The following is a 12500-nucleotide window of genomic DNA, read 5'->3' as shown; positions in this document are numbered from 1 at the left end:
CGTCCTGGCCGATCATCCCTGAACAGCCGCAAGGCGCGGGTTGTCAGTGTCGGCTTGCCGTGCAAGCCATGCCTGGCGGCTGCCCTCATGCCGGGGCAGGGCAGCGCACGTAGTCGACATAGGCGGCCGCGGCCGAGTGCATTTTGATCGTGGTCGTGGCCTCCCCCTACGGAGGTCCCGGGAGGCCACGCCCCTAATCGTCCCCGAGAGCCTCTTGGGAACTAAGGTCAGCGATCTTGGCTGGCAAAAGATACTCCTCGATCTGCTCAGCGAGGTGAAGCGGCCACGGCAGGACGGTCGTGCCCCGCACGTACGGTGCTGCATCTCGCAGCTCATGCGCCAGCGCCGCCCAGTGCTCGGGCTGGTCACCGTCCTGGATCCCCGCCACGAGCACCTCGATGAACTGCGGGTTCCATACCTGGGCCTTCGGCTTCGGGGCAGTGAGCTTGCCGTTGTGCTCGCCCGGGATCAGCTTCGACACGCCCTTCAGCGCTCCGGAGTGAGTGCTGGGCTTGCCCGTGGTGCTGCCGTACACCCGAGGGACCAGAAAGCGCCACAAGCCCTTGGGCTGGCCCGTGCCGTCGTCGGTCACGCCGTAGCACTCCGGCGTCTCGCCGCCTTCAGCGGTGCGAACGCGTACATGGCGCAGACCGGGCAGCTTGCTGATCGGCTGAGGTTCACCGGCCCCGAAGCCGAGGCTGTCGAGCTGGATGCGGCCGTTGGTGAGGGTGTTCCAGACGCTGCGCAGGTTCTGCGCATGGGTGAGTAGGAGGGTGTCGGGGAAGGCGCTGGTGGCCTCGTCGATGACGTCCTTGGCAAACCGGATCACGTCGTCGGGGCTGCACTTGAGGTCGACGTTGACGTACTGCTTACCGATCTCCACGAGCCCGGTGTGGAGAGGTTGCCAGGGCACCTTGGGCGCACGGACTTCCACGTTCTGGCCGGTGGGGTCGAGGAGCACGGCGACCGGGACCTGTCGGGCGAGCCCCCAGACGCGTCCCTTGTTCTGGCGGATCATCCAGATGGCGAGGAGGGCTGGTCGCCGGATGAGGGTACTTTGCGCCGGCTCAGGCAGTGGTTCGGGGCGTACGCCGAGCTGCCGGAACAGGTCATCGACGGCTGCGGCGAACCGCTCTCGGTTTGGGTCAGAGGGCTCCCTGCCCTCACGGGCGCGAGGGGGATGCTTCGGCTCGGCAACCGGGGTGACGAACTGGCTGAGCCGTCCCGTCTGCAGCAGGCCGTGCCGGATGGCGAACTTGGGATCGTCGCCGCGTCGTCGTCCCTGATAGGCGTCGGGGTGGGCGATCTCGACCAGGGCGATTGTCGGGTTTGCCGCCTGGCCAAGGGTGTCGGCGATGTGCTCGATGCGAGCCTCCACCGCGGCCTGCGGTCGGCGTCCGACTCGGTCAAGGTCGGCGCGAATCGTCGGTGCCGCCAGCCGCCGGATCCCGACGGTCACCGCGCCGAGGTCCATGTCAGCCCCGGTTTCGTCGAGCTGCTCGGCGCGGGGCATCGGGAGACCGAGACGGGTGGTGAGCTGGTCGAGGGCGTATTGCGTGGCACGGTCGGTGTCGGTGAGCAGCTCGATGTCTAGGCGTGGCCCGACGATCTCACCGAGATAGGTGGCCGAGACCTGGCTCTCGCTGATGCCGCCAAGCCCCTTGTACACAGTGCACTTTTCGCGGGGGAGCGCCGTGGCCGGACGTAGGTGTGGGCTGAGCTCGCTGATGACCCAGTCCATCAGCGGCTGGCGATCGGCGACCGACAGCCCGGCGCTGACCTTCTCAGCCGAGAGCATGCCGGTGCTGTAGACCAGCGCAGCCGCGTCGCCATGGCGCTGCAGGTAGTCCAGTGGCTTGTCGACCAGCTGCTGCGGGTCGGGCAGGCGGTCGAGGCAACCGGCGTCCTTCAGTACCCTCGCGAGGGCGTCGTCCCAGCGTGGCCCATAGCTGTTCGAGCCGTCCCTCTCCGTTACCCTGACCTGCTTGATCCGCGCGGTGCCGAAGTGACGAGAGTTCTCAAGGCCGGCAAGGTACGGCACGGTCGGCGCCAGGTACACCGAGTGGCCGTGGTCGAAGGCGAGCTTGCCTCGCACGGGCATCCAGCGCCGCACGCCGTACGACAGATAGACCAGTAGCTCATCACTGGTGGGCAGGGTCTGTGCGCTGATTCCGATCTTGACCGAGAATGGGGTCTGGTCCTCGATCCGCTCCGGCGGCCAGGACATGATCTCCGCGCCCTCTGCGCTCGGGCAGCGCAAGAACCGCAACTCGTTGTGCGAGCACGTTGCGTCCGGGCGGGACAACGTCGCCGCGATCTCCATCGGGAGCAGGCGCATGGCCCGTTGCCGCTCTTCCGGCGCCGTTAGGTCCAGGTGAACCGGCGACCAGGTGAGGTGGCTGGCGTGCAGCTCGGACAGGGTCAGGGAGATCTGCTCCGGGGTGCCCTTCTGCGCGCGTACCCATGCCGCGACCAGGTTGAAGATGGCTGCCGGGTTTACCGCGCGGTATGCAAGCAGCCAGTCCTGGTCGTGGTCGCCGCGTCCGGCGTACGGAAGCGTGACGACGCAGTCGGGAACGAGGGCGGTGAGCGCGTCGTTGAGCGAGGCGATCGGGATGCTGGCGATGTCGCCACCGCGCTGGGCTTGGGCGAGCCGGCGCAGTGGCTCCTTCCAGCGGCCAGGGAACCGCATGAGGTAGTAAGTGCGCTTGATCGGGGCTGCAGGATCGAGACGCAGGACGGTGACAGCGAGGTTGTCGTAGCGGGGTGCCATTCAGCGGTCTCCCATGGTGGTGAGGGCGCGGTACAGGGGCTGGTAGAGCGCCTGTACCAGGTGTCGATCGGTGTGGACGCCGTTAGGCTCGAAGTAAGGGGTCAGCACTTCACGCATGCCGTGTAGCAGGCTGGTGCTGGCATCGTCGAGGTCGGTGTCGGTGTCGCTCCTGCGCGCAGTGGCCGGTGCGAAGGCGGCGTCGCAGAAGTAGACCTTCGCGGCTTGGCCGCCGCGTAAGAGCCGGCCCACGACCTGCCAGATGGTGACAAGTTGGGTCCAGGCCACGCGTTGGCGCTCGTCTGTGCCGAGCTGGCTGTAGGCGACCATGGCGTGCAGCAACCGCCGCCATTGACGCTGCGCGACTCGGCGTCGCCGGCTGCCGGCACCTACGAGGCGTTCGTGTGCCGGGCAGTCGTCGTCGAGCGGGTGCGGGCGTAGTTGTTCGAGGGCGTACTGGTTGATCCGCTGGGTGACGTAGCTGAGATCCTTCGGCCGCGGGTGAGGACGTACGAGGAAGAATGCGGCGCCGATGGCGGCCACGCCGTCGTTGTTGAGGATGTTGTGCCCCCGCTCGACGGCCAGGATTGGGGCGACCAGCAGCCACGCATCATCGGTGCCGAAGTCCGCGACGTCGCCGCGGCGCAACAAGTGGCCGTCGTCCCAGCCGGTCTCCAACTCGTCATCGCCGATGAGGCAGCGCACCTGCCCCTCCCAGGAGGACTTGCGCCGAAGCAACTCGTTGGTGACGGTGCGGGCCTCGGCGTAGCTGCCGACCAGCAGCATGACCTTCTGCCGGCCGGGCGGCAGCGCGGCTCGCTCGCGCTCCAGCCGGTTCGGTCGCCCGGGACCCGCGCCCGGCTGGGTCAGGGCCGCTACCATCTGCCGCAAAGCGCTCGCACGCTCATCCCCGTAGCGGCCGGACACCCAGATCGGGGTACTGCGTTCGCCCTGGTGCTGGATGTCCAGGGTGAAGGTGGTCTCGGAGATGGCGGCGAGTTTCTGCGGTGGCGGGCGCAGGATCGCCTCGACCGGTACATCGATGTCATACCGAGGTGAGGTACCGGCCCAGCTTGTCCCAGACAACAGCAGCACGTTCGGCCCCGGCCCCTCGGCGGGGAACAGGTCCGGCAGGCCGACCAGCAGGGCCCGCCCCACGCCGGTGTAGCGAAAGAACCGAAACTCTCCCAGCTGGCCATCACGGCGGTCGGTGTCGTCCTCGACGTGCTGGAAGCCCAGCACGTTGCCCATCGGGGACTCGGGCACGGCGACGGCGAGGTCGCTGGGCGGGCGGCGTACCTCCGCCGGGAGCGTGTCGAACATGTCCAGCTCGGCCGCGACTTCCGGCCAAATAGCGAGCATCAGATTGAGCCGGTGCGCCATCACCGCTACGGCGACCGCCAGCTCTAACCGCCACACGTTGCGGTCGAGCTCCGTGGGCGCGATCTTCCTACCTTCGACCAGCTCTCGATCGCTCAGCTCGGTCAGCCACTGGCGGACAGCCTCCTCCCGCGTCTCCTCTTCGGTTTCGGACAGCTGCGCCTCGGCCAAGGTGGCCAGGCCCCCAGCAACCTCGCCTGATACATCGGTCGGGTTGTCGATGAACGCGTTGAACTGCTCGCGCAGCAGCTTGTAGAGCGGATCGGTGTCCCAGCCGGGGTCCGGCCTGCGGCCCTTTGCGGCGGTGTAGCCGGCCCAGTCCTGAGCAAGGCTGTTGAATAAGGTCCAGGCCGTGAAGTAGTCAGGGTCGAGCCAGTTCAACACCGGCTTGCCCGCCCTCACCCGGTCCCGCTGCAGCAACTGGTAAATGATGTCTGCTGCGGAACGGGCCTGGTTCAGGGCCGTGGTAAACCGGCGGATCTGCCGGGAACTGACCGGTGCGCGGCCGGTCGCGCGCAGCTTCTCCGCTACCCGCGCCCCGATCTCGTCGATCCAGGCTTCCTGGCTGGGGCCAAGCAGTACCTGGGCGCTGGCGAACATCTCATCGAGGTTTGCCTGCACCTGGTCGGCCTCGTCGACCAGGATCAGGTCGCTGCGTCGCCACGCCGCCTCCAGGTACCGCATCTGCTCGTGGCTCAACGGTCCGGGCACGGGGGTGTGCACAAGACTCCACGGAGTCGCGATCCAGACATTCGCCGTGACCAGTCGACGCGCGGCCTCATGCCGCTGGCATCGATGCCACAGGGGACAGGCACGCCGGGCCCCGTCCCGCCAGCCATCCACTGGGGCGTCTGGATCTGTCTCGATCAGGTGCTGGCAGGGCGCCTCGCGTACCTCAAGTGGGGTGGCCTTGTCCCGGACCGCATCGAGCGGGCAGGCCGTGCTGACCAGTTCGAACCCGTATGGCTCAGGAGGCAGAAGTCGGCCAGGCGCTGGCGGCTGGAGCCGATGCAACCGCTCCGCGTGTCGGGTGCGGTTCTGCCCCATGACCGGTGCCGCTACTACGCCGTCGTACCAGGACAGCTCGTGCGCCATGCGTAGTGCTGCCGAGTTATCGCCGACCACGATCGTCACCCGGAAGTCATGCTGAGCGGCCCAGGTCGCCAGAATCGTCACAAGCGTGCTCTTGCCGACGCTGACCATGCCGACCATGTGCAGGATCCGGTCGATGCGAAGGGTGGTGGCGTCGCCGAAGGTATGGTCGGCCAGCCGGATCTGCAGCGTGACGTCCTGCAGGCGCTCTTCCCACCGGTGAGGGGCACGCCTGGCCTGCAGATCGGCGGCGTCCATACCTCGGGCGGCCGCCACCAACTCTTGCCAGGTGACCTCTATCGGTGCCCGGGTCCGGACGGCCAGGTCATGCAGAGCAGGAGCCGGCGCGGGTGGAAGGCCGTCCGGCACGGTCACGCCGTGACCACGCGCCGTGGAGCTCATGCGGTATCGGCCGGGCGTGGCGAACCGTACGCCTGTTGTGGCGAAGGGCAGCGGCTCGGTAAGGAGCTGCTCGTACCAGTCCCACCTGTCGGGCGCCACCCGGCACTGCCGGCGTAGCGGTCTGCCGAGCGGATCTAGGTGGTAACCCCGTACTGCCTCAGGAGCGGACAGGTACGCCCGCAGCAACTCGTCCCACCCGTAGGGGCGTTGGCTACGCCACAGCAGGGCTCGCGCGTTGGCGAGTCGGACCGTCGCGTCGGCTGGTGGGCTCGGCACCGCATCCCACAGCGCCCGGTAGCCGTCGAGTAACGCGGGTACTCCGTGGGCGGTCTGGTCGGCGGCGACTGTTTCCAGCAAATATAGGCATAATTCGGTGTCCATCAGCCGGGACGGCGAAGGCTGGTCCCCGATCGGGGTGTAGTGGCCGCGAAGGGCGCGGGTGAAGCGGTTGCGGATGGTGTTGATCTGCCTCATGACCCCGCCTCCACCCGGCGCTTCACGGCACCGATGAACTCCGCCTCGGAGACCGCCACGACTCGCTGTCCCGGCCGTACCTGGGGGCACGCCTTCCGTAGCCGTGCCACGTACCGTGGATGCGCCTTGACCTGCTCTTGGCCGATGACGACGTAGGCCCTGTCCGCCTCCGGCGACACAGCGAACAGCCGCTCCCGTAGCCGTCGAGCCAGCCGTACCGGGTTGCGCCAGGCCTTGATGTCAGCCACCCAGGGTCGTTCCTCGAAGACCGAGATGTCACAGGCGTCGAAGTCCGGCCACAACGCGACCGGTACGCCGAGCTTCCCGATAGCGTCGGCGATGCGCAGCTCGGCACGACCCGGTGCAGTGATGAAGGTGCGCAGCTCACGCCGCAACCACCACACGCCCTCGCTGGCCGGATGGTACGTCCCAGCCGTGCCGGGGGCCGGGCAGGACTCGTCCTCGCAGACCCAGGTCCGGTCGTCATCCAGTGGCAGCCGAAGACCGCCGCATCCGCCACAGGTCCGGATCACTCCGTCCGCCATCGCCTCCGGCGGCGCCTCTACGTACGCCTGCCGCACCTCGTTCGCCAGCAGCGCCAAGGCGTGATCCGCGAGCCGTGCGTCGAGTTCCATTGCTGCGATCGCCGGCTGCCGGATCAGGAGCTCGCGGAACGCGATGTAGGACTGCGGCGCGTTGTGGGCCCGGGCCTTGTCCATCACCGCCCGCAACAGCGCGTTCTCGCGGATCTCGCCTTCGACATCCCCACGGAGGCTGCCCAATTCTTCGCAGGCCGCCGCCGGGCGGCCATAGATGAGCAGCGACTCGTCTGGGTCGACGTCTGCGTCGGTGAGGTCGATCTTCCAGTCACCGAACGGCTCCTGCGCAAGCTGGAGTAGCTCCACCACGCTGGCCGGCGCGGGGGCGTCCTGATGCCAGGCGAGCAGGGTCAGCCGGTCCAGCGCGAGCTGCAGGTTCGCCGGATACGGCAGCCGAAACGCGTCGCCTGAAGCGGTCTGCTGGGCGTAACTCGAGGATGCCGCTGGCAAGCTGCGCGACCGCGATCTGCGGGTCGGGCAGCCACGCTGGGGTGGCGGGCGAATCGATCATGCATGCACCTTCTGTCAGCGGACGACGTAGGCCAAGGTATCTGCGCCAATCCGACTCGTTTAGGATGCGCAACACTTCGGCCATGGAGCGCAGCATCGAGGATCGCCGACAAACGGCCTCATCGCCAGCACCACCGTTACCGATGGCTCCGTGATCCGCGCCGGCTGCGCCGCGTCCACCGCGGTGCCGGGCCGCTATCCGCAACCGTGGCGGTCACGCACATCAACGCCGGCGCGACCGCCGGCCGCCGGCCGCCAGGGTCTACCGTGGACGGTGATGGATCACTAAGCTAGGCACTTCGATTGGGCAGAGGAGCCGCATGACCAATCTTATTCCTGGCGTAGGCGCAGGGTCGTTGCTAAACTCGCAGCTGCTGGCTGACGACCGATCAACTCGGATCGGTGCGATCTACCGGATCGGCTACACCGAGGCGATCGTTCTCACGCACGACCGCTGGAAGTTCGACGCGGGTGGCATACCCCAGCATTCGTTCCTGCTCGCCACGGCTCAGGACATCAACACCCCGCAGGTCGATGACGATGAAGTTCTGCTGCTGCGTGTCGAGGGAACGTCACCGCTGTCGATGGAGAGTGACCTTCATGCTGTTCGCGAGGAGTCCCTTCGCGCCGCCCTCTCGAGCAGCCAGAACCCATCGCCGTCCGTCGTGCTCGACGTAGATTTGGATCCGTTCACGAAGAATCGCGTATCCTTCACCGGGCTACGCTGTAGGATTCTCGGCACTTTTTACGAGGACGACGTCGAAGGCCGGAAGGTTCTCGAATTCGGTGCCGATGTCGACAACTTCTACGCCACATCCACATATCGGGTACTGAAGCCAGTCGGCGAGGGGCTTTCCACAATCGCGTCGTACTTAAAACCGACCGGTCGTCCCGTGGAACGCGTCCGTATCGGTGCTGTTCGGTACTCCGCGACTCGTCGCCGGGCAAAAGCGTCGAAGCAGGCCACGGCTACTGTTGAGGTCAACATCCGTGATTTCATCGGTCATAAAAGCGCGCTCTTGGGCATGACCCGGATGGGCAAGTCGAACACCGCGAAGATCATCATTGCCCGTACCTTCGCTATCTCGGAGCGGCAGCGCTCTGCCGGCAAACGTCCTGTGGGGCAGTTGATCTTCGACCCGCAGGGCGAGTACGCGAACCCGAACACCCAAGACGGCACCGAGATCGCCGCTATCGGTGAGAAGCACGTAAGAATCTTCAAGTTCGGCGCAGACGGGAAGCAGTCTCACGTTAAGCCTCTCTCAATCAACTTCTACTCCGAGAACCAGATCGACGCGGTCCAGAGCCTCATCTCCGGCGAGCTCAGCACCGACGACGCGGGCTACGTGAAGGACTTCGCGGGGGCGTCCTACGCGGATGTTCCTAACGACCGGTCCGCTACCACGCACGCGCAGCGGGCGAGACTCGTTCTCTACGGAGCGCTCATGCGGGCAGGCTTCGAAGTGCCGCCTGACTTCCGAGCTCGTATCAACATAAAGACTGAGTTTCAACAGGTAATCACGGCCAAGCTCCGCCGCAATCCGTTCGTTCAAGCGGGGTCGACGGCCAACATGGTGGCTGTGGGTGCCTCGAATGTGGAGGCGGTCGTAGATGCAATCGTGGAGCTTCGAGAGGCGGGCGACGCCTACGCCGCGGACTTCACGAAGAACGTCCGATGGACGAGCGTGGAGCCGATCTTCACGACGAAGAGCCAGAACCGCAACGTTCGCGGCTGGAAAAACCTCAACCCGCTGCGGCCATTCCACAGCCCCCTGACGCTGAATGATCCCGCAATCGAGATTTACGACGAACTCGTTCAAGGGCGCATCGTCATTGTCGATCTTCATGTCGGCGCAAGCGCGATCACCAAGGCCCTGAGCGAATCGATCACGGCCCGGCTACTTGAGCGCCAGACCTCCGTCTTCACGGCAGGGCAGGAGCCTCCGGCCATTCAGGTGATGCTCGAAGAGGCTCACAACCTGTTCTCGTCGGACCGCTACAAGGATGACCGGGACATCTGGGTCAAGCTCGCCAAGGAGGCGAGCAAATTGAACCTCGGCATGACGTACGCCACCCAGGAAGTTTCGGGCGTCGCGCATCAAGTGAAGGCCAACACCGCCAACTGGGTCGTTGCGCACCTGAACAACACAAAGGAAGTTCGCGAACTCGCCCAGTTCTATGACTTCGGCTCGTTCTCCGATGCCATCATCGCCTCTGAGGACCGCGGCTACGTAAGGCTTAAGACCCTGTCGTCGCCATACATCGTTCCGGTACAGATCGATCGCTACGATCTGGAGCTCGTCAATGAAGCCCGCAGGTCCGCGGGTGATCCTCCGTTGACTCCGAACGGTGATGGGCCGGTTGCCTGATGCCCTACGAGACAGTCGCTGGGACGCACGAACTCGCCTCACGCCTCGGGCACTCAACCGCTGCAGTCCGCGCCATCGCCGATCAACGTACGTTCCACGTTCCAGCCGAGGTTCTGCGCGATGTCGAGGAGATCCGCAAGCGAGTCCGACCCCGAAGCGACCTCAAATCCTCAGCATCGTCGCTGTCCTCTGCCCTCGCCGTTGACGGGTCGTATGTTGTTGAGCGGGTACGGGACGGATTGCCGTCGGTATTGTATGGGTTTGCGCAAGCTGCGGCGGCGTATCTCGACCTTAGTATCCTTGAGACGCAGAAGGCGCAGCAGTTCGTCGACCCTTACGAGATCGCAAGAGCTGTCAACACGGCGCTTGTGACGCTCGACCTTCCGGTCGCCGGCGCCTACACCCGTGAGGGTGTCGACATCGCGACCTCGTGGCGAGAGGCGATCGACCAGCTCTTCCGTACGAAGAAGGTCGAAGTCAATCGTCTGAATCAGACGTTGTCGGAGCTGCTCTTCCTGTTACACGGGAAGCCGGGCGTTCCTGCGTCAACGGTGCCCGTAAACTGCCCGAGCGAAGATTGCAGCAAGGACGTGCGCGTCCCGCCGGACGGAGTCGCTTGCGACGCATGTGGCAGTTGCCTATTTCCCACCGACGTCCTGCGCATCCACGAGGAAGTGGGCGAGGAGGGAAGCAACCAGTCTGCCCTCGGCCGGCTCATGTCGGTTGTCGAACTACTTGTGCTCGTCGGGCTGGCTACCCTTTTGTGGGAGCAGTCTCGTCAGGAGCTACTGCCTACCACCCTGTTCATTGTCGATGGGCCCCTTGCCGTGTACGGACCTCCGGCCAAGCTGCGAGGCCGTGCCCTCGACTACTTCCAAGCGATGTCTGCGACCACGCCGGGCGTCGGTCCATTTATCTGTGGTATCGAGAAGTCGGGTGCCATGGTCGACTACGCGCGCCAGTTGGCTCGCCATGATGTGCTGACCCCTGGCGATTTGCTTGTTTGCGACGAGCAGATCATCGCTCGCGTCACCAACGCGACCAATGCGCGTGCCTACGGCAAGGAGACCTACTGGGGACGGAAATTCGTATATCGGGCGCTGGACGGCCGGGTGGTGGTCCCAACGGTCATGCCACCGTCAGGCGCGCCATACGACGCGAACGGGGGACAGCCTAACCCAAGGGACTACCCGACGCTTCCTTCAATTCTCGACGTTATCGACCGGACGGGCTCCTCCATGTACATCGACGGAGTCATTCCCGTGGCGGCCGCGCATGGAAAGGCGGCGTTTCCCATCGGCGTCGGCACCGACGTACTGCGGCTGGTGGCTAGCAAGCGACTTGGTCTCGATGGAACGGCCCGCAGTACCGGCCTGGTACCATGATCGCCGTGACCGGCGCCGTACGCGAACAGGAGTCGGCGCGTACGGAGATTTTGGTTCCTGTTGGAACGACGCCCCGCAAGATCGACCAAGCGCCTGCCGAGGTCGCGCATCCCCTGGCCGCAGGCCGGTACCAGAGTCCCCTGCGCTACCCGGGTGCCAAGAGCGGTCTGTCGAACGTAATCGGCGAGCTCATTGCAGCCGCTCAGCGGTCCGCTCAAGTCAGGCGAGTCGACCTCCTCGTGGAGCCCTTCGCCGGCGGCGCGTCGACCACCCTCAGGCTGGTTGGTGCAGGCATCGTCGAGCGTGCGCTACTTGCGGACGCAGATCCGATGGTGGCGGCTTTCTGGCAGGTGGCGGCCTCTCGCACGCAGGAGCTTGTGGAGCGCATCGCCGACGAGCATGCGACGTACGTCGCCGCCGGCGGGGCAACAGCACTGGCACGCTGGGACTACTGGCGCGCCTGGAAGGCGGCTCCTGGTACCAGTCGTTCGACTGAGGACCTCGAACTCGCCACGAAGTGCTTGTTCCTCAACCGAACCACCTTCTCAGGGATTCTCCATGGGCAGGCAGGCCCTATCGGCGGTCGCGCACAGACCTCGGAGTACGGCATTGGATGCCGATTTAACCTCAAGAGCTTAGTCGAGCGGCTCGAATATATCGGTCACCTGTACGAGACGAGGAGGATCGCGGACGTCTGGCGATCGGACTGGAAGACCACGCTCCACGGCGTCGCCTCGCACTATAAGACGCTGCTCCCCGACCGCGTGGTCGCCTACCTCGACCCGCCTTACCTTTCGAAGTCGGGCAAGCTCTATAGGGCTTCGTATGATGGTCAGGCAGCGCAGGCGGGTAAGGATCTCGACTGGATGGGCACGCTCCAGCATCGCAACCTGGCCGAGTACCTGCGGCAAGAGATGCAGTACCGCTGGATTCTGTCGTACGACTACGACGAGCGACTGCTCACGGAGGACGCGTTGTATGCAGCAAAGGCGATGCACCCCTCGGGACTCAGCCGCGAGCTGAACGGTGTCAAGGCTTGGCGTATCAGCAAGCGCATCGTGACACTGAACTACACCGCCTCCTCGCGCACTGGGCGCGGCCCTGCACGGGAACTCCTGCTCACCACGCTGCCACCGGCAACAGTGCCATCCAACGACAGATTGCTCGCCGAGGTGCCCGGCTGATCTGCGGGCGACTCTACGCACCACCCAGCCGCATCGGAAACAGCCGAGCACCCCACGAGACACCCAGGTCCACATGGGGCGCGATTGCTGTGACTGCGGGCGCAAAGCTGCAGATCAACCCGCATTCCGATTCGATGGACGTCGATGCAATTTGGCAAGTCCTATGGATTAAAAGTCCACAGCTTTGCCATTGAGCTAGCGGCCCGCCCGACCAGGCTACCGGAACCTCCACGCTCGGGGCTCCCGGCTTCCGCCGCCTGCCGGGTCCGAGCGATGTTCTCGTCGCCCCCTCGGGCCCGTGACGGTGGGGGATGCGCTCGTCGCAACCGGTGCCC

At 65.5% G+C, this 12500-nt stretch carries 6 protein-coding genes and 1 tRNA gene; 3 read left to right on the top strand and 4 right to left on the bottom strand.

What is annotated here, in order from left to right; translation table 11 throughout:
• Positions 1-193 precede the first annotated feature (193 nt).
• Genes GA0070213_RS14695 through GA0070213_RS14685 form a run of 3 tightly spaced genes read right to left on the bottom strand, consistent with a single transcriptional unit; the run spans position 194 to position 7167 of the window.
• Complete coding sequence (locus GA0070213_RS14695; RefSeq protein ID WP_091063030.1) at positions 194-2773, bottom strand: pPIWI_RE module domain-containing protein; 2580 nt, start codon at positions 2771-2773, stop codon at positions 194-196.
• A complete protein-coding gene (locus GA0070213_RS14690; RefSeq protein ID WP_091063028.1) occupies positions 2774-6118 on the bottom strand; it encodes a pPIWI_RE_Z domain-containing protein in 3345 nt (1114 codons plus the stop codon). It lies immediately after the preceding gene.
• Positions 6115-7167, bottom strand: a complete 1053-nt coding sequence (locus GA0070213_RS14685) for a restriction endonuclease-related protein (RefSeq protein WP_245716390.1) — start codon at positions 7165-7167, stop codon at positions 6115-6117. The genes GA0070213_RS14690 and GA0070213_RS14685 overlap by 4 nt, the downstream gene beginning before the upstream one ends.
• A gap of 380 nt (positions 7168-7547) precedes the next feature.
• Between GA0070213_RS14685 and GA0070213_RS14680 the strand changes: the two genes are divergently transcribed.
• The 3 genes from GA0070213_RS14680 to GA0070213_RS14670 are packed head-to-tail and all read left to right on the top strand — an operon-like array spanning position 7548 to position 12165.
• Positions 7548-9596 (top strand): helicase HerA domain-containing protein, encoded by a 2049-nt coding sequence (locus GA0070213_RS14680; RefSeq protein ID WP_091063026.1) that lies wholly within the window; start codon positions 7548-7550, stop codon positions 9594-9596.
• Entirely contained in the window at positions 9596-10981 is a 1386-nt protein-coding gene (locus GA0070213_RS14675) for a DNA double-strand break repair nuclease NurA (RefSeq protein ID WP_139128671.1), read from the top strand. The genes GA0070213_RS14680 and GA0070213_RS14675 overlap by 1 nt, the downstream gene beginning before the upstream one ends.
• Positions 10982-10986: 5 nt before the next feature.
• Positions 10987-12165 carry a DNA adenine methylase gene (locus GA0070213_RS14670; protein ID WP_175441338.1) on the top strand — a complete coding sequence of 393 codons (1179 nt, stop codon included), beginning with the start codon at positions 10987-10989 and terminating at the stop codon, positions 12163-12165.
• 94 nt (positions 12166-12259) lie between these two features.
• Here the strand turns inward: GA0070213_RS14670 and GA0070213_RS31530 are convergent.
• Positions 12260-12372: transfer RNA gene (locus GA0070213_RS31530), tRNA-Lys, on the bottom strand.
• Between the last annotated feature and the right edge of the window lie 128 nt (positions 12373-12500).

The sequence above is a fragment of the Micromonospora humi genome (genome assembly GCF_900090105.1).
GTDB classification, from domain to species: Bacteria; Actinomycetota; Actinomycetes; order Mycobacteriales; family Micromonosporaceae; genus Micromonospora; species Micromonospora humi.
The sequence above is the reverse complement of the archived record's forward strand: the minus strand, read 5'-3'. Positions and strand labels throughout refer to the sequence as shown.

Bases quoted from the DNA above. Each gene is read 5' to 3' on its own strand.
- GA0070213_RS14695 (WP_091063030.1), bottom strand. From the start codon at position 2,773: ATGGCACCCCGCTACGACAACCTCGCTGTCACCGTCCTGCGTCTCGAT.
- GA0070213_RS14690 (WP_091063028.1), bottom strand. From the start codon at position 6,118: ATGAGGCAGATCAACACCATCCGCAACCGCTTCACCCGCGCCCTTCGC.
- GA0070213_RS14680 (WP_091063026.1), top strand. From the start codon at position 7,548: ATGACCAATCTTATTCCTGGCGTAGGCGCAGGGTCGTTGCTAAACTCG.
- GA0070213_RS14675 (WP_139128671.1), top strand. From the start codon at position 9,596: ATGCCCTACGAGACAGTCGCTGGGACGCACGAACTCGCCTCACGCCTC.